17 protein-coding genes are annotated in these 17,207 nt (G+C 55.2%); 7 read left to right on the forward strand and 10 right to left on the reverse strand.

From position 1 onward, the window contains the following. Nucleotides 1-254 precede the first annotated feature (254 nt). Complete coding sequence (locus tag OGW16_RS04520; RefSeq protein ID WP_043018247.1) at nucleotides 255-707, forward strand: YhcH/YjgK/YiaL family protein; 453 nt, start codon at nucleotides 255-257, stop codon at nucleotides 705-707. Between the two features lie 106 nt (nucleotides 708-813). On the opposite strand, the gene argF is transcribed toward OGW16_RS04520, so the two are convergent. After that, on the reverse strand, nucleotides 814-1,818 hold the full coding sequence (argF, locus tag OGW16_RS04525; protein ID WP_043018248.1) for an ornithine carbamoyltransferase: 1,005 nt from the start codon (nucleotides 1,816-1,818) through the stop codon (nucleotides 814-816). Next, complete coding sequence (gene argL / locus OGW16_RS26445) at nucleotides 1,788-1,883, reverse strand: putative translational regulatory protein ArgL (RefSeq protein WP_370867251.1); 96 nt, start codon at nucleotides 1,881-1,883, stop codon at nucleotides 1,788-1,790. Before argL ends, argF begins: the two co-directional genes overlap by 31 nt. Nucleotides 1,884-1,981: 98 nt before the next feature. Here argL and rraB point away from each other — a divergent pair, with 98 nt between their 5' ends. From rraB to OGW16_RS04540, 3 genes are all read left to right on the forward strand, one after another. Continuing rightward, complete coding sequence (rraB, locus tag OGW16_RS04530; RefSeq protein ID WP_003025845.1) at nucleotides 1,982-2,407, forward strand: ribonuclease E inhibitor RraB; 426 nt, start codon at nucleotides 1,982-1,984, stop codon at nucleotides 2,405-2,407. 51 nt (nucleotides 2,408-2,458) lie between these two features. Beyond that, on the forward strand, nucleotides 2,459-3,217 hold the full coding sequence (gene miaE, locus OGW16_RS04535) for a tRNA isopentenyl-2-thiomethyl-A-37 hydroxylase MiaE (RefSeq protein WP_172862626.1): 759 nt from the start codon (nucleotides 2,459-2,461) through the stop codon (nucleotides 3,215-3,217). A gap of 165 nt (nucleotides 3,218-3,382) precedes the next feature. Beyond that, nucleotides 3,383-4,213: a hypothetical protein gene (locus OGW16_RS04540; protein WP_043018250.1), complete on the forward strand. Its 831-nt coding sequence runs from the start codon at nucleotides 3,383-3,385 to the stop codon at nucleotides 4,211-4,213. A 26-nt stretch (nucleotides 4,214-4,239) separates the two neighbouring features. Here the strand turns inward: OGW16_RS04540 and OGW16_RS04545 are convergent, their stop codons facing one another. The 4 genes from OGW16_RS04545 to pepA form a co-directional block, all read right to left on the reverse strand. Next, nucleotides 4,240-4,743: a GNAT family N-acetyltransferase gene (locus tag OGW16_RS04545; RefSeq protein WP_043018251.1), complete on the reverse strand. Its 504-nt coding sequence runs from the start codon at nucleotides 4,741-4,743 to the stop codon at nucleotides 4,240-4,242. A 219-nt stretch (nucleotides 4,744-4,962) separates the two neighbouring features. Next, complete coding sequence (locus OGW16_RS04550; RefSeq protein ID WP_172862627.1) at nucleotides 4,963-7,818, reverse strand: valine--tRNA ligase; 2,856 nt, start codon at nucleotides 7,816-7,818, stop codon at nucleotides 4,963-4,965. After that, nucleotides 7,818-8,261, reverse strand: a complete 444-nt coding sequence (gene holC / locus OGW16_RS04555) for a DNA polymerase III subunit chi (protein WP_003025862.1) — start codon at nucleotides 8,259-8,261, stop codon at nucleotides 7,818-7,820. The genes OGW16_RS04550 and holC overlap by 1 nt, the downstream gene beginning before the upstream one ends. A 98-nt stretch (nucleotides 8,262-8,359) precedes the next feature. Further along, complete coding sequence (gene pepA, locus OGW16_RS04560; protein WP_003025870.1) at nucleotides 8,360-9,871, reverse strand: leucyl aminopeptidase; 1,512 nt, start codon at nucleotides 9,869-9,871, stop codon at nucleotides 8,360-8,362. Between the two features lie 153 nt (nucleotides 9,872-10,024). Here pepA and OGW16_RS04565 point away from each other — a divergent pair, with 153 nt between their 5' ends. The 3 genes from OGW16_RS04565 to lptG all read left to right on the forward strand — a co-directional run bounded on the left by OGW16_RS04565 (nucleotide 10,025) and on the right by lptG (nucleotide 12,320). After that, complete coding sequence (locus OGW16_RS04565; protein WP_212723231.1) at nucleotides 10,025-10,075, forward strand: hypothetical protein; 51 nt, start codon at nucleotides 10,025-10,027, stop codon at nucleotides 10,073-10,075. 62 nt (nucleotides 10,076-10,137) lie between these two features. Continuing rightward, nucleotides 10,138-11,238, forward strand: coding sequence for an LPS export ABC transporter permease LptF (gene lptF, locus OGW16_RS04570; protein WP_286517972.1), 1,101 nt, complete (start codon nucleotides 10,138-10,140; stop codon nucleotides 11,236-11,238). Next, nucleotides 11,238-12,320 carry an LPS export ABC transporter permease LptG gene (lptG, locus tag OGW16_RS04575; protein WP_043018254.1) on the forward strand — a complete coding sequence of 361 codons (1,083 nt, stop codon included), beginning with the start codon at nucleotides 11,238-11,240 and terminating at the stop codon, nucleotides 12,318-12,320. The genes lptF and lptG overlap by 1 nt, the downstream gene beginning before the upstream one ends. 37 nt (nucleotides 12,321-12,357) lie before the next feature. Here lptG and OGW16_RS04580 read toward each other — a convergent pair whose 3' ends face one another. From OGW16_RS04580 to idnO, 4 genes are all read right to left on the reverse strand, one after another. Next, entirely contained in the window at nucleotides 12,358-13,860 is a 1,503-nt protein-coding gene (locus OGW16_RS04580) for a helicase HerA-like C-terminal domain-containing protein (protein ID WP_075146345.1), read from the reverse strand. A gap of 79 nt (nucleotides 13,861-13,939) precedes the next feature. Continuing rightward, a complete protein-coding gene (gene idnR / locus OGW16_RS04585; protein WP_043018255.1) occupies nucleotides 13,940-14,938 on the reverse strand; it encodes a DNA-binding transcriptional regulator IdnR in 999 nt (332 codons plus the stop codon). Between the two features lie 52 nt (nucleotides 14,939-14,990). Further along, nucleotides 14,991-16,310 (reverse strand): gnt-II system L-idonate transporter, encoded by a 1,320-nt coding sequence (idnT, locus tag OGW16_RS04590; protein WP_286517974.1) that lies wholly within the window; start codon nucleotides 16,308-16,310, stop codon nucleotides 14,991-14,993. A gap of 123 nt (nucleotides 16,311-16,433) precedes the next feature. Then, nucleotides 16,434-17,198 carry a gluconate 5-dehydrogenase gene (gene idnO, locus OGW16_RS04595; RefSeq protein ID WP_047406550.1) on the reverse strand — a complete coding sequence of 255 codons (765 nt, stop codon included), beginning with the start codon at nucleotides 17,196-17,198 and terminating at the stop codon, nucleotides 16,434-16,436. Between the last annotated feature and the right edge of the window lie 9 nt (nucleotides 17,199-17,207).

Genomic DNA, 17,207 nt, shown 5'->3' on the forward strand with positions numbered 1-17,207 from the left:
AGATGAACTGTGACCGGTAGCTGGTTTTTCTAATAAAACTTTCAATAACAGTAGGTTACTGATGGGGTTGAAAAAGGGTAGCCGAAAGTTATGCAAAGTTTATGCATAACCTGTTGCTGAGAGTTAGCAATTATTTAACATCATCAGCGATAAACATGCGTTGACGCAAAATATCGGTAAATAGCAGTGGTATGGCAGAGCGTTTTTTCGTATAACAACTAAAATGAAACGATGTTTTAATTAAGGGGTTTGAGATGATTGTCGGCAATATTCACAACCTGGATGCCTGGCTGCCGGAAGAGCTGCGTCAGGCGATTGAACACATTAAAGCGCATGTGACGGATGCGACGGAAAAAGGTAAGCACGACATCGACGGCGATCGTCTGTTTTATCTGATTGCTGAAGATATGACGGAGCCGTTTGCGCAGCGCCGCGCCGAATATCACGCCCGCTATCTGGATATTCAGATCCTGCTCAAAGGCCAGGAAGGAATGACTTTCAGCACCCAGCCTGCAGGCGCGCCGGAAACTGACTGGCTGGCTGACAAAGATATCGCCTTCGTGGCGGAAGGGGTACAGGAGAAAACGGTCGTGCTGAATGAAGGTGATTTCGTGGTGTTCTATCCGGGCGAAGTGCATAAACCGCTGTGCGCGGTCGGTGCCCCAGCGATGGTACGCAAAGCCGTAGTGAAAATGCGGGTGGAATAAGCGTATTTGCCGGGGGCGGCTTCGCCTTGCCCGGCCTACGGGAGCGCGGTTGTAGGCCGGATAAGATGCTTAGCATCGCCATCCGGCATTCTTTTCATCCATGCTCTCACTTCACTAATGTCGCCACCATCACCGCTTTGATGGTGTGCATCCGGTTTTCCGCCTGATCAAATACGATGCTGGCGGGTGATTCAAAGACCTCATCGGTCACTTCCATACCGCCGTGCAGACCATATTCCTGCGCCATTTGTTTGCCAAGCGTGGTTTGATCGTCATGAAACGCGGGCAGGCAGTGCAGGAACTTCACCTGCGGATTGCCGCTCAACGCCATCATCGCGCTATTAACCTGATACTTACGCAGTAGCGCAATACGTTCGGCCCACTTCTCTTTCGCTTCACCCATTGATACCCAGACGTCGGTATAGATAAAGTCCGCGTCTTTCACGCCCGTGGCGACATCTTCGGTCAGCGTAATATTGCCGCCGTTTTTCAGCGCTTGCGCTTTGCACTCCGCGACCAGGCTTTCTTGCGGCCAGCAGGCCTGCGGCGCGACCAGACGCAGATCCAGCCCGGTTAACGCGGCGGCTTCCAGCATGGAATTGCCCATGTTGTTGCGGGCATCGCCGGTGTAGACCAGCGTCATCTCATTAAACGCTTTCCCCGGCAGGTGTTCCTGCATTGTGAGCAAGTCGGCCAGCAGCTGGGTAGGGTGAAACTCGTTGGTTAATCCGTTCCATACCGGAACGCCGGCATATTCCGCCAGCGTCTCGACAATCTCCTGACCGTGTCCCCGATACTGAATACCGTCGTACATACGACCGAGCACGCGGGCGGTGTCTTTGATCGACTCTTTATGACCAATCTGACTGCCGCTCGATCCGAGATACGTTACGCGCGCGCCCTGATCGTATGCGGCAACTTCGAAAGAGCAACGGGTACGGGTTGAGTCTTTTTCGAAGATGAGCGCGATGTTCTTACCGGTGAGTTTAGCGACCTCAGTACCGTTTTTCTTCTCCGCCTTCAGCTGTGCGGCGAGCTTGAGCAGTGACGTGAGTTCAGAAGACGTGAAATCAAGCAGTTTCAAAAAATGTTTCTGATAAAACGTAGACATGGTTCCCTCACATGGCTTAGGCCATTTATTGAATTAAAATTCAATTTATATGGATGTTTATTCATTTGCAACCTTGTTTAACAAATCTTTCCTGGAAAGGTGGAGGCAATGTCAGCGGTATGTGACAATAAGAGTATCGGCAGGACATTATGAGGAACGAGCCATGGCAAACCCGGAACTACTGGAAGAACAGCGTGAAGAAACGCGCTTGATTATTGAAGAGCTACTCGAAGATGGCAGCGATCCAGACGCGCTGTACACCATTGAGCATCACCTTTCCGCAGATGACTTTGAAACCCTGGAAAAAGCGGCTGTAGAAGCCTTCAAGCTGGGTTATGAAGTGACCGAGCCGGAAGAGCTGGAAGTGGAAGAAGGCGACACGGTTATTTGCTGTGACATCCTGAGCGAATGTGCTCTGAATGCCGAGTTGATTGACGCTCAGGTTGAGCAACTGATGAACCTGGCTGAAAAATATGATGTGGAATACGACGGTTGGGGCACCTATTTTGAAGACCCGAACGGCGAAGAAGGTGAAGACGGCGACGATGAAGATCTCGTCGACGAAGATGATGACGGCGTGCGTCACTAAGTCATCTGCTGACCTACGGTGGCATTTGCTGCCGTAGGCCAAGGACTACGTATGGATTACCTGCAAATACTCTCCCCCATCCACAACTTCCTGCACTGTAAAACGCCTCAGGCCTGGCTTGATAAAGCGCGAGATCCGGCGAATCTTCCACTGTTACTGACCGATCATCTCGTCTGTGAGCTGAAAGCGGCGCAAACGGCCATGCTGCTGGTGCGTAAGTATGTCGCAGATAAACAGGGATCGCAGGCGCTGCTGGACTGGCTGAAACCCTATGAGGCGTATGTTTTCAGAGAAGGGGATGAACCGGATTTTATTGCGCTGAATAAACAGATAAGCAAAAGCGTGATGCCACAAACCGACGACCCGTGGGGACGCAAGCTTATCGACAGTATGGTTTTGCTGATCAAAGAAGAGCTGCACCACTTCTGGCAGGTGCGTGAGGCGATGATGAGCCGCAACATTCCCTACGTCAAAATTACCGCCAGCCGTTATGCCAAAGGGATGCTCAAAGAGGTGCGCACCCACGAGCCACTAACGCTAATCGATAAACTGATTTGTGGGGCTTACATTGAGGCGCGTTCCTGTGAACGGTTCGCCGCGCTGGCGCCGTACCTGGATGAGGATTTACAGGCGTTTTACCTGTCGCTACTGCGATCCGAGGCGCGGCACTATCAGGACTATCTGGTGCTGGCGCAGCAGGTTTCGGCTGATGATATCAGTAGCCGGGTGCGGTTCTTTGGCGAAGTCGAAGCCGCGCTGATTACCTCTCCCGACGATGAATTCCGTTTTCACAGCGGCGTTCCGGCTTAGCACCCTTCTGAGACGCGCGGTGCCTATCGCCGCGCGGTTTAATCCTTCCTGTTTCTGTTAGCAAAATCTGGTGGCTGGAAATCACTCGCTGCTGCCATGATAATCAAAAGACGCGAAGGGGAAATATATCCCCATAACCGAGACGATTTGGCAAAAGGATGGTTAATGAACTGGGCACACGTATTGTTGGCAGGTTATATCGGGGCGGTGATTGCTATCGTCGTCGGCATGTTTCGCAAAAAAGGCTGGCTGGGCAAGATTTCCGGCGCGGTAATTTTTGTGGTGGCGATTATCGCGTGGAATCTGTTTGATGTGCACTACCTGATCCCCCGTGAAAGCCCGGATTATGGTCTGACTGAAGAGCAGCAGTTTGAAAAGGCGATGCTCTCTAATCCGGCGTTTCAGGTCATTAAGGAGCAGGAACCTGCGCTGACACAAAAAATTATCAGCCAGGCAGCGCAGATGAAGAAAGCAGGGAGCAGTGAACAGCAGGTCATCGACGCGATACAGCCGCAAATTCTTCAGCTACAAATGGCAAGATTGCAGCAGGCGCCAGATGCCAACGTCATTGAATATATGAAAATTAACCTTGAGCAGATCGCTGCTGTGGCCAAAATAGGTGATGACGAATGCTTCCGCTTTCTGTTTCCGGCGGTAAAAGGTGGGATTAACCCGGCGCGTCTTGTTCCGCGTGAGATCATGGATCGTCGTATGGCGAGTGATATGAGCATGATGTATGCCTCACACGGCCCAAAAAAACATACGGTCACGGCAGAAGAGAAGCAGCTGGCGTTGCAGGATCTGCAAGCAATAAGCCCTGGGCTGGTACAGCGCTACGGGGATGATATTCAGATCATGGCCGATCCGACGAAAGCGATCGGCAAAGAGAAGATTGCTTGTGAGATAGTACAGGATCTCTGGTCACAGGTGCTGAAGCTGCCAACCGCTCGCGCGGCTGGCGTAATTCGCCTGATGCTTTCAGCTGAGATGCAGTAAGGCCGACATGGCCCCTCGGCGTGAAGTCAGAGGGGCTTTAACATCCGCACTTCGCAATCCACGTGCCCGGTACAGCCAAGCGCTTCGCTGATATGCTCAAAGCCTAAATGTTCATACAGGCGGATAGCCTCGGTCAGAAACGCCGTGGTCTCCAGATAGCACTGCTTAAACCCCTGCTCGCGGGCGTGATCCAGCGCCATTAGCGCCAGCTTTTTCGCCAGCCCCTGACCGCGTGCGCTCGACAGAAAGTACATCTTTTGCAGCTCGCAGATATCCGGTTCGCTACAGCCTAACGGCGCAACGCCGCCGCCGCCCACAACTTCGCCGTTTTGCTCAACCACCCAGTAGGCCGCGCCCGGCTGGCTGTACACCTGGAACAGCTCATCCAGATTCGGATCGGCCACCGTGTAACCTTTATCGGCGGTCAGGCCGTGTTCGGCAGAGACCTCGCGGATGACGTGGGCGATAGCGGCGTTATCGTCGGCGGTAATGCGGCGTAGCGTCGCAGAAACAGGGGTAATGACACTCATAGCGAACTCATGACATAAACGTGGGACATATGCAGTTAATACCACTGCGGTGAGGGGAAGCGCAAGCGAGGATAATTCAATAAAAAGCCTCTGAGCGAGGACGCCAGAGGCTTTTTAATCGTCAGTAGTGTCGGATGCGCTACGCTTATCCGACCTACGTTGACGGTGCTGTAGGCCGGATAAGCGCAGCGCCATCCGGCAAACGTACAGGCACGATGATTACAGCGCGGCGATGACCGCCTGCTGCTCAATCAGCTTCGCTTTTGCTTCTGCGTAACCGTCCAGCTTCTCACGCTCTTTGGCGATGACCGCTTCCGGTGCGCGAGCGACAAACCCTTCGTTGGAAAGCTTGCCTTCGATACGGGCAATCTCACCTTCGATTTTCGTCACTTCTTTCGCCAGACGCGCCAGTTCATCTTCTTTGTTGATGAGGCCCGCCATCGGGATCAGCAGCTCGGCGCCGTCGATGATTTTGGTCACCGAAACCGGACCTTTGTCATCGGCTGGCAGCACGGTGATGCTTTCCAGACGTGCCAGGTTCAGCAGGAAGCTGCGGTTGTCGTTCACACGACGCTCCGCATCTTTGCTGCAACCGCGCAGCAACAGCTCCAGCGGTTTGCCCGGTGCGATGTTCATTTCCGCACGGATGTTACGTACGGCAACGATCGCCTGTTTCAGCCATTCGGTATCGGCCAGCGCGGCTTCATCAACCTGTGCAGCGTTATATTCCGGGAACGGCTGCAGCATGATGGTATCTGCGGTGTTGCCGCAAATCACTTTCACGCGCTGCCAGATGGTCTCGGTGATGAACGGAATAATCGGGTGCGCCAGGCGCAGCAGACCTTCCAGCACGGTAACCAGCGTATTGCGGGTGCCGCGCAGTTCAGACTCAGAACCACCAGTCATTACCGGCTTGGTCAGTTCCAGATACCAGTCGCAGAACTGGTTCCAGGTGAACTCGTACAGGATGCCCGCGGCGATGTCGAAGCGGAAGTTATCCAGCGCTTCGCGGTACGCTTTAACGGTCTGGTTGAATTCAGCGAGGATCCAGCGGTCCGCCAGCGACAGGGTCATTTCGCCGCCGTTGAAGCCGCAATCATTTCCTTCGGTGTTCATCAGCACGAAGCGGCTGGCGTTCCACAGCTTGTTACAGAAGTTACGGTAACCTTCCAGACGCTTCATATCCCAGTTGATGTCGCGACCGGTAGAGGCCAGCGCCGCCAGGGTGAAACGCAGGGCGTCGGTACCGTGTGGCTCAATGCCGTCCGGGAACTGCTTCTCGGTACGTTTGGCAATCTTCTCTGCCAGCTGCGGCTGCATCATGTTGCCGGTACGCTTCTCCAGCAGGTCCGCCAGCGAGATACCGTCGACCATATCCAGCGGGTCAATCACGTTACCCTTGGATTTGGACATCTTCTGGCCTTCGTCGTCGCGGATAAGACCGGTCATGTAGACGGTCTTAAACGGCACCTGCGGCTTGCCGTTTGCATCTTTGATGAAGTGCATGGTCATCATGATCATGCGGGCAATCCAGAAGAAGATGATGTCGAAGCCGGAAACCATCACGCTGGTTGGGTGGAACTGACGCAGCGCGTCGGTGTTTTCCGGCCAGCCGAGGGTAGAGAAGGTCCACAGCGCGGAGGAGAACCAGGTATCGAGAACGTCTTCGTCCTGACGAAGCTGAACGTCGGCGCCGAGGTTGTTTTCCTGACGCACTTCGTCTTCGGTACGGCCAACGTAGACGTTGCCGTCGTTGTCATACCATGCCGGGATACGGTGACCCCACCACAGCTGACGAGAGATGCACCAGTCCTGAATGTCGCGCATCCAGGAGAAGTACATGTTTTCGTACTGCTTCGGTACGAACTGGATGTCGCCGTTCTCAACCGCTTCTACCGCCGGTTTCGCCAGCACGTCGGCACGGACGTACCACTGGTCGGTCAGCATCGGTTCGATAACTACGCCGCCACGGTCACCGTAAGGTACGGTCAGATCGTGTGGTTTAATTTCTTCCAGCAGGCCCAGCGCGTCAACGGCTGCGACGATCGCTTTACGCGCGGCAAAGCGTTCCAGCTTCTGGAATTCAGCCGGGATAGCGTTGGAGTAAACGTCAGACTCTTCGCCTTTGGTGTCGTACACTTCTGCGGTTTCGCGGATGTCGCCATCAAAGGTTAGAATGTTGATCATCGGCAGGCCGTGACGTTTCCCGACTTCGTAGTCGTTAAAGTCGTGCGCAGGCGTGATCTTCACGCAGCCGGTGCCTTTTTCCATATCGGCATGTTCATCGCCCACGATCGGAATACGGCGGTCAACCAGCGGCAGAATAACGAACTTGCCGATCAGATCTTTATAACGCGGATCTTCCGGGTTCACGGCCACGCCGGTATCGCCCAGAATAGTTTCCGGACGGGTGGTGGCGACGACCAGGTAATCTTTACCGTCTGCGGTTTTCGCGCCGTCGGCCAGCGGATAGCGGATGTGCCACATGGAGCCTTTAGACTCGCGGTTTTCCACTTCCAGGTCAGAGATGGCGGTGCGCAGTTTCGGGTCCCAGTTCACCAGGCGCTTGCCACGGTAAATCAGGTCTTCTTTGTACAGGCGAACGAAAACTTCTTTCACGGCATTGGAAAGGCCTTCGTCCATGGTGAAGCGCTCGCGCTCCCAGTCAACGGAGTTGCCGAGACGGCGCATCTGACGGGTAATGGTGCCGCCGGATTCCGCTTTCCACTGCCAGATTTTGTCGATAAACGCTTCGCGACCGTAGTCGTGACGGGTTTTACCTTCTTCAGCGGCAATCTTACGCTCAACCACCATCTGGGTGGCGATACCCGCGTGATCGGTACCGGCCTGCCACAGAGTGTTTTTACCCTGCATGCGCTGGTAGCGGATCATGGTATCCATGATGGTTTGCTGGAAAGCATGACCCATATGCAAACTGCCGGTGACGTTCGGCGGCGGGATCATGATGCAGAAGGACTCTTTGCTTTCATCGCCGTTAGGTTTGAAATAGCCCTGCTTTTCCCAGTGCTCGTAAAGCGGCTGTTCGATATCTTGTGGGTTGTATGTCTTTTCCATTATTTCCAGGTTGCCGTATTCAGGTTAAAACCAGCCACGCGGTAAGCTTTGTAGCGATCGCGTGCCGATTGTTTCAAAGAATCTTCGTAAGGAACGAAGTCTATCACTTCTGTGAAAGCGGTGGCAAAATCTGCAAAGCCAACGCGCAAACTGATCAGCAGGTCGCGCGGGCTGCTGTTGCGTTTCTCCGGCCAGGCTATTTCTACCGGCGCGCCGCCTCTGGGGCCTTCACCCGCCAGATTATGTGGAACAAAGCTTTCTGCCGGTCTTGCCCACAGGGCTTCATCCAGTCGAAGAGCCTGCTTTTCGTTTTCACAGGCGATCAGCACGCGCTTGCCAGCCCGCCAACGTTCTGCGGCAATTTCACACACCAGTTGCTCAACGGCGCTTAAGCCATCTTGTTGTGTGTCGTTGTCCAGAAGATAGAACGTCGCATTCTTCATATATGGGGCTTCTTGTGGTGGATTTAAATGCGTTGCCATGATGCACACCGTAGGCCGGATGGCGCTGCGCTTATCCGGCCTACGGGGCAATCTCAAACTTACTCTTCGCCGTTAAAACCGGCGCGATTGAGCAGGAACTGCGACAACAGCGCCACCGGACGACCGGTTGCGCCTTTGGCTTTCCCTGAACGCCATGCGGTACCGGCGATGTCCAGGTGCGCCCAGTTGTACTTACGGGTAAAGCGTGACAGGAAGCAGCCTGCGGTAATGGCTCCGCCAGGACGTCCGCCGATGTTCGCCATATCCGCAAAGTTGGACTCTAACTGCTCCTGGTATTCATCACCCAGCGGCAAACGCCACGCGCGGTCGCCAGCCTGCTCGGACGCGCCGATCAGCTCATGTGCCAGCGGATTGTGGTTCGACATCAGGCCGGTGATGTGATGGCCCAGCGCAATTACGCACGCGCCGGTCAGGGTTGCAACGTCAATCACCGCCTCTGGCTCAAAGCGCTCGACGTAAGTTAACACGTCGCACAGCACCAGACGGCCTTCGGCGTCGGTGTTGAGCACTTCAACGGTCTGCCCGGACATGGTGGTCAGCACATCGCCTGGGCGATACGCGCGACCACCCGGCATGTTTTCGCAACCCGCCAGCACGCCGACGACGTTGATTGGCAACTGAAGCTCAGCCACCATGCGCATCACGCCGTATACCGCTGCCGCACCGCACATGTCGTACTTCATCTCATCCATGCCTTCGGCAGGTTTGATGGAGATACCACCGGAGTCGAAGGTTAACCCTTTACCGACCAGCACAATCGGACGCGCGTCTTCGGACGGATTACCTTTGTACTCGATGACCGACATCAGCGACTCGTTCTGCGAGCCGTGACCGACGGCCAGATAAGAGTGCATGCCCAGCTCTTTCATCTGCTGTTCGCCGATCACGCGGGTCACAACATTTTTGCTGTAGCTGTCTGCCAGCTGGCGCGCCTGAGAGGCCAGGTAGGCGGCGTTACAGATGTTCGGCGGCATGTTGCCGAGATCTTTTGCCGCTTTAATACCGGCGGCGATCGCCAGACCGTGCTGGATAGCACGCTCACCGCTGGTCAATTCGCGGCGGGTCGGTACGTTGAAGACCATTTTACGCAGCGGGCGACGCGGCTCGCTTTTGTTGGTCTTCAGTTGATCAAAGCTGTATAGCGTTTCCTGTGCCGTCTCAACGGCCTGGCGCACTTTCCAGTAGTTGTTGCGCCCTTTGACGTGCAGCTCAGTCAGGAAGCAGACGGCTTCCATTGAGCCAGTATCATTCAGCGTATTGATGGTTTTCTGAATGACCTGTTTGTACTGGCGCTCATCAAGTTCGCGCTCTTTGCCACACCCAATGAGGAGAATTCGCTCAGACAGAACGTTAGGAACATGGTGCAGCAACAGGGTTTGACCCGGTTTGCCTTCCAGTTCACCACGACGCAGCAGTGCGCTGATGTACCCGTCGCTGATCTTGTCGAGCTGCTCTGCAATCGGAGAGAGGCGGCGTGGTTCAAAGACACCCACGACGATGCACGCACTCCGCTGTTTCTCCGGGCTACCGCTTTTTACACTGAACTCCATGCACTACGCTCCTGAATCTTAAAGACAACGGCGGTGGCTACGGATAGAATTGCAAGCTTTCGTAACTCATACCCGCTGTTGCGGTGACTTCGTGTTAATCTTAACGTTATTACGGCATTGGCACGTCAGAACAATTTCTGAGAGGTGGATCCGTTGAGTATAATGATCTTAGCGACGATTTCGACGACTCAAGAGAATAAATGACGTTTAAGCCATGAAACAAGCTAAATTCCGGCAAAAGACGGGTTTTTACGGGCGTATTTAAAGTGATAATCATAAGATATCTGGTTCGGGAAACGCTCAAAAGCCAACTTGCGATCCTATTCATCCTGCTTTTGATCTTCTTTTGTCAAAAGCTGGTCAGGATCCTTGGTGCGGCGGTTGACGGTGATATCCCGGCGAATCTGGTGCTCTCGCTGCTGGGGCTGGGCGTGCCAGAAATGGCGCAACTTATCTTGCCCTTAAGCCTGTTCCTCGGGCTGCTGATGACGCTGGGCAAACTGTATACCGAAAGTGAAATTACGGTCATGCACGCCTGCGGGCTGAGCAAGGCTGTATTAGTGAAAGCGGCGATGGTGCTGGCGCTGTTTACCAGTATTATTGCGGCGGTCAACGTGATGTGGGCTGGACCGTGGTCCTCCAGACATCAGGACGAAGTGCTGGCGGAGGCGAAAGCGAACCCCGGTATGGCGGCGCTCGCTCAGGGCCAGTTCCAACAGGCGACTAACGGCGGTTCGGTGCTGTTTATCGAAAGCGTTGACGGCAGCAACTTCAACGATGTGTTCCTCGCGCAAATCCGCCCGAAAGGTAACGCCCGTCCTTCGGTGGTGGTAGCGGATTCCGGACACCTTACCCAGACGCGCGATGGTTCTCAGGTCGTGACGCTTAACCAGGGTACGCGCTTTGAAGGGACCGCGCTGCTGCGCGATTTCCGCATTACTGACTTCCAGGATTATCAGGCGATTATCGGTCATCAGGCCGTGGCGCTGGATCCAAACGATACCGACCAGATGAACATGCGTACCCTGTGGACGACCGATACCGATCGCGCCCGCGCGGAGCTGACCTGGCGTATCACGTTAGTATTCACTGTATTTATGATGGCGCTGATGGTCGTACCGCTGAGCGTGGTGAACCCGCGTCAGGGTCGCGTACTGTCGATGCTGCCAGCCATGCTGCTCTATTTGCTGTTCTTCCTGGTGCAGACATCGCTGAAGTCGAATGGCGGTAAAGGTAAGCTGGATCCGGTATTCTGGATGTGGACGGTTAACCTGGCGTATCTGGCGCTGGCGATTGTGCTTAACCTCTGGGATACGGTGCCGATGCGCCGCTTGCGTGCCCGTTTTATGCGTAAAGGAGCGGTATAATGCAGCCTTTTGGTGTACTTGACCGCTATATCGGTAAAACCATTTTCACCACCATCATGATGACGTTGTTCATGCTGGTGTCGCTCTCCGGGATCATCAAGTTTGTCGACCAGCTGAAAAAAGCCGGGCAGGGGAGTTACGATGCGATGGGCGCCGGGCTGTATACCCTGCTCAGCGCGCCGAAAGATATCCAGATCTTCTTCCCGATGGCGGCGCTGCTGGGTGCTTTGTTGGGTCTGGGCATGCTGGCCCAGCGCAGCGAACTGGTGGTGATGCAGGCTTCCGGTTTTACCCGTATGCAGGTGGCGTTGTCGGTGATGAAAACCGCGATTCCGCTGGTGCTGCTGACGATGGCCATCGGTGAATGGGTGGCGCCGCAGGGTGAACAGATGGCGCGTAACTACCGTGCGCAGCAGATGTACGGCGGCTCGTTGCTCTCCACCCAGCAGGGATTGTGGGCGAAAGATGGCGACAGCTTTGTCTACATCGAGCGGGTGAAAGGCGACGCCGAGTTAGGCGGGATTAGCATCTACTCCTTTAACGACAAACGCCGTCTGCAGTCCGTTCGCTATGCCGCAAGCGCGACGTTTGACCCGGAACAAAAGGTCTGGCGTCTGGCGCAGGTGGATGAATCCAACCTGACCGATCCGAAGCAAATCACCGGATCGCAAACGGTGAGCGGTACCTGGAAAACCAACCTTACGCCCGACAAGCTCGGCGTCGTGGCGTTGGATCCTGATGCGCTGTCGATTAGCGGTCTGCATAACTACGTGAAGTACCTGAAGTCGAGCGGCCAGGACGCCGGACGCTATCAGCTCAATATGTGGAGCAAAGTCTTCCAGCCGCTGTCTGTGGCGGTCATGATGCTGATGGCGCTGTCGTTTATCTTTGGTCCGCTGCGTAGCGTGCCGATGGGCGTGCGCGTGGTGACAGGGATTAGCTTTGGCTTTGTGTTCTATGTGCTGGACCAAATCTTTGGCCCGCTGACGCTGGTGTACGGCATTCCGCCGATTATCGGTGCGCTGTTGCCAAGCGCCAGCTTCTTCCTGATTAGCCTGTGGCTGATGCTGCGTAAGTCGTAATATCTACCCCTCCCGCTGTGCGGGAGGGGGCTTCCTGTTAACGTTTTCTCCCGCCCATCAAACTTCCCAACATACCGCGGATTATCTGATTGGTGACCTGGCGCGCCGCGCTTTTCGCCACGCTCTGTACTACGCCATCGCGCTTGCCGCCACGTGGTCCGGTGCTGCCAAACAGAATATCCTTCAACCCGCCGAGAATACCGCTGTCCACCTCAACCGCTTTACCGTTGGCGGGAGGCGTATTTTGCTGCTCGGTGCTGGCCTGCACGCCTTGCTGCAAACGTTCATAGGCGGATTCACGGTCGACCTCTTCCTCATATTTGCCGTACAGCGAAGAGTGATTAATCAGCCCGTTGCGCTCGTCATCCGTCACCGGTCCCATCCGTGAACACGGTGCAATGACCATCGCTCGCTCAACCACTGACGGGCTGCCTTTGGCGTCCAGAAACGACACCAGCGCCTCGCCGGTTCCCAGTTCCTGAATGGCTTTTTCGGTATCAAATGCCGGGTTGGCGCGCATGGTTTGCGCCGCGGTTTTCACCGCTTTCTGGTCTTTCGGCGTGAACGCGCGCAGGGCGTGCTGCACACGGTTGCCCAACTGGCCGAGCACGTTGTCCGGAATATCCGACGGGTTTTGCGAGACGAACCACACGCCGACCCCTTTCGAGCGAATCAGACGGATCACCTGCTCGATTTTATCCAGCAGCACCTGCGGGGCATCGTTGAACAGCAGGTGCGCTTCATCGAAGAAGAACACCAGTTTTGGCTTCTCCAGATCGCCCGCTTCCGGCAATTGTTCGTACAGTTCGGAGAGCATCCACAGCAGGCTGGCAGCGTACAGTTTGGGCATCTGGTAGAGCTTCTCGGCGCTGAGGATGTTGATCATCCCTTTGCCGCTGGCGTCGGTACGCATCCAGTCTTTGATGTCCAGCATCGGTTCGCCAAAAAAGTGCGCCGCACCCTGTTGCTCCAGCGACAGCAGTCCGCGCTGGATAGCCCCGACCGAGGCGCTACTGATATTGCCGTACTGATTCTGGAAGGATTTGGCGTTATCGCCAATATACTGAGTGATGGCCCGCAGGTCTTTGAAATCGAGCAGCAGCAGACCCTGGTCATCGGCAATGCGGAAGATAATATCCAGTACGCCGGACTGCACATCGTTAAGGTTCAGCAAACGGGCCAGCAGCAGCGGACCGAGGTCAGATACCGTGGCCCGCACGGGGTGACCTTTTTCGCCGAAGATATCCCACACCGTGACCGGATTAGCATGCGGTTGCCAGTCGGTAATGCCGATGTTTTTCAGGCGGGCGAGCAGCTTTTCAGAGGCTTGTCCTTCCTCGGCTACGCCGGTTAAGTCACCTTTCACATCGGCCATAAATACCGGCACGCCAATCTCGGACAACGATTCGGCCAGCTTCTGTAGCGTGACGGTTTTACCGGTCCCGGTCGCGCCGGTAATCAGCCCGTGACGGTTGGCCATGCCTGGCAGTAAAAACAGTTCGGTGTCCGGCGTGCGGGCAATTAGCAGGGGTGCGCTCATTGAGATTTCCTCCATTTATCCTGCCTGGAGTATAGGCAATGTCCATCAAAGAGAATATGCGATGGCGAGAGAAAATGAGTTAAAGCGTATTGCCGTGGTAAATCTGATACCCCAAATCCACGGTGTTGTGATTATGGTCGTTGTTCTTGATTTTGCTCAGCAGCATCTGTGCCGCCATACGGCCAATGTCGAAACGCGGAGTGATCACGCTGGCGAGGCTGGGGATCATCTGCCGGCCCATTTCCAGCCCGTGAAAACCAGCAATTGAGATCTGCTCCGGAACGGCCAGCTCGCGTTCGCGGCACAGCAGCAGCGCGCCCATCGCGATGTCGTCGTTGGTACAAAACACGCCGTCTAAATCCGGATGCGCGGTGAGCGCGTCCCGCATCATCTGGGTGCCAAGATGAATGGAGGAAATAGATCGCGGATTGACGCGCAGCGGCGTCAGACCCCGACGCGTCATGGCATCGCAATAGCCGCGATAGCGCTGTTCATCGCGGACATCATCTTTCGAACCAAGGTAGAGGATTTTGCGGCGCTGGCGTTTGTCCAGCATGGTGCTGACCATATCAAACGCCGCCTGACGGTTATCGAACCCAACTTCCATGTCCAGACGATCGCCCTGAATATCCATCAGTTCTACCACCGGTATGTTGGCTGAACGCAGAAATTTAACCGTGCGCAGAGTGTGATATTTCTCGGACAGGATAATGCCGTCGATATTATACGACAGCAGATTGATCACCGACTCTTCCTCGGATTCCCGGTCATAATTGTAGTTGGCGATCAGCGTCTGATAATTATGGTCGGAGGTGACCGATTCAATACCGGCCAGAATGTCGGCGAACAGTTGGTTTTGAAACGAGGGGATCAGCACGCCGAGCGTATAGCTTTGCGCGTTCAGTAGCATCGCGGGCGCGCGGTTAGGGATGTAATTAATCTCCTCCATAATCTGCGCAATGCGTTCACCGGTTTCCTTTGCGACCTTTTTCGGCGAGCGAATGTAGCGGCTCACCGTCATTTTGGTCACGCCCGCCAGCGTGGCGATGTCTTGCAAAGAAATTCTGTGGTTCCTCATCTTCTCTCCAGTACCGGGGAGCGCTGACCTGTGCTCCCCGGTGATGACCGTTTTAATGCAGGATGGCGTTCAGCGCCAGAACGCCCAGCAGACCCATAATGGAAATCAGCGTTTCCATCACCGTCCAGGTGCGCAACGTTTCCCCCACGCTGAGATTAAAATAGCCTTTAAACAGCCAGAATCCCGGATCGTTAACGTGGGAGGCAATTACGCTGCCCGCGCCGGTAGCCAGCACCATCAGCGCCGGGTCGGCGTGGGTGACGTTAATAATCGGCAGCACCACGCCTGCGGTAGTGATCGCCGCCACGGTGGCTGAACCGAGCGCGATGCGCAGCAACGCGGCTACCGTCCAGCACATCAGCAGCGGAGAAAGCGACGTGCCGGTCATCAGGTGCGAGATGTATTGCCCCACGCCGCTGTCGACCAGAACCTGCTTAAACGCGCCGCCCCCGGCGATGATGAACACAATCATCGCGATCGCGCCGATAGAGTCGCCAATGATATCCATAATTTGCTCGATCGTCCGTCCGTTACGTCGACCAAGGGTAAAAATGGCGAGCACGATAGCGATAAACAACGCGACCGCAGGGTTGCCGATAAACTCAAAGAACACCCGCACGCTGTTGGTTTTCGGCAGCGTAATTTCGCACACTGCGGCGACCGCCATCAGTATGACCGGGATTACCGCCGCAAAGATACTATTCCAGAACGACGGCATCTCTTCTTCAGTGAACAGATGCGGGTTGAATAACCCTTCCGGCGGCGCTTTCTCAAAGCGGGTCAGCAGCTTAGAAAACAGCGGCCCGGCGACAATCACCGTCGGGATAGTAATAATAAATCCGTACAGCAGGGTGGTGCCGAGATTGGCCTCGAAAATGGTGGCAATCGCGGTAGGCCCCGGATGCGGCGGCAGAAAACAGTGGGTCACGGACAATGCTGCCACCATTGGCACGCCAACATACAGCAGCGGCAGACCGGAAGAGGCCACCACCGTAAATACCAGCGGCAGCAGCAGAACAAAGCCGACTTCGAAGAACATCGCCAGACCGACCACCAGACCGGTGATCACCAGCGCCCACTGCACACGTTTTTTACCGAACGTGCCAATCAGCGTGGTGGCGATGCGCTGAGCCGCGCCGGTATCGGAAATCAGCTTACCGAGCATCGCGCCGAACCCGAGGATCATCGCCAGCCCGCCGAGCGTCCCGCCGATCCCATTTTGTATTGAGTGCAGAACGGCATGGGCATCCATCCCTTCGGCAAAACCAACGACCGCCGCCACCAGGACCAGAGCAATAAAGCCGTTAACTTTAAAGCCAATCATCAGGACCAGGAGCAGCGCGACGCCTGCCGCAATTATTATTAATGGCATAATCGTTTCTCTTATATCCCCGTCATACTTCAAGTTGCAGGTGTGTTGGCTACAGCTCGAATTATTTAGGGGGGAGCCAAAAATGCAGCGCCTGGGCGCTGCGTGATGTTGCGTTGTGTGGTATCAGACGGCGACCAGCATGCCGCCATCGACAAACAACAGGTGACCGTTTACAAAATCGGATGCTTTAGAAGAGAGAAATACCGCCGCGCCGATCAGCTCCTGCGGATCGCCCCAGCGCGCGGCTGGCGTACGTTTGCACAGCCAGGAGGTGAAAGCTTCATCCTCGACCAGCGCTTTGGTCATTTCGGTTTTGAAGTAGCCCGGCGCGATACCGTTGACCTGGATATTATGGCGTGCCAGCTCAACGCACATCCCGCGGGTGAGCATTTTTACCGCGCCTTTGGAGGCGGCGTACGGCGTAATGGTGTCGCGGCCCAGTTCACTCTGCATGGAACAGATGTTGATGACCTTCCCGGCCTGGCGTTCCACCATGCGACGCGTTACCGCCTGCGAGACCAGGAATACCGCCGTCTGGTTAACGGCAATCACATCGTTCCAGTCCTGTTCCGGGAACTCGGTAAACGGATGGCGACGCTGGATACCGGCGTTATTCACCAGCACATCAATTTGGCCAATGTCTTTTTCGATATGCTCGATGGCGGCATCAATGTCCTGTTTATGCGTAACATTGAACGGCGCGGCAACGGCGCGGATCCCTTCCTGCTGCAGTTTGGCGACGGCGGCCTCCGCGCGCTCTGGCGTAATATCATTGACGATAATCTGCGCGCCATATTTACCCAGCCCGGTCGCCAGTAAATAACCAATACCCTGAGCCGAACCGGTGATCAGAATGTTTTTGCCGTCCAGTGAAAAAAGATCGTTCATCATGTTATT

The organism is Citrobacter sp. Ce104, assembly GCF_030334595.1.
Lineage (GTDB): Bacteria > Pseudomonadota > Gammaproteobacteria > Enterobacterales > Enterobacteriaceae > Citrobacter > Citrobacter europaeus.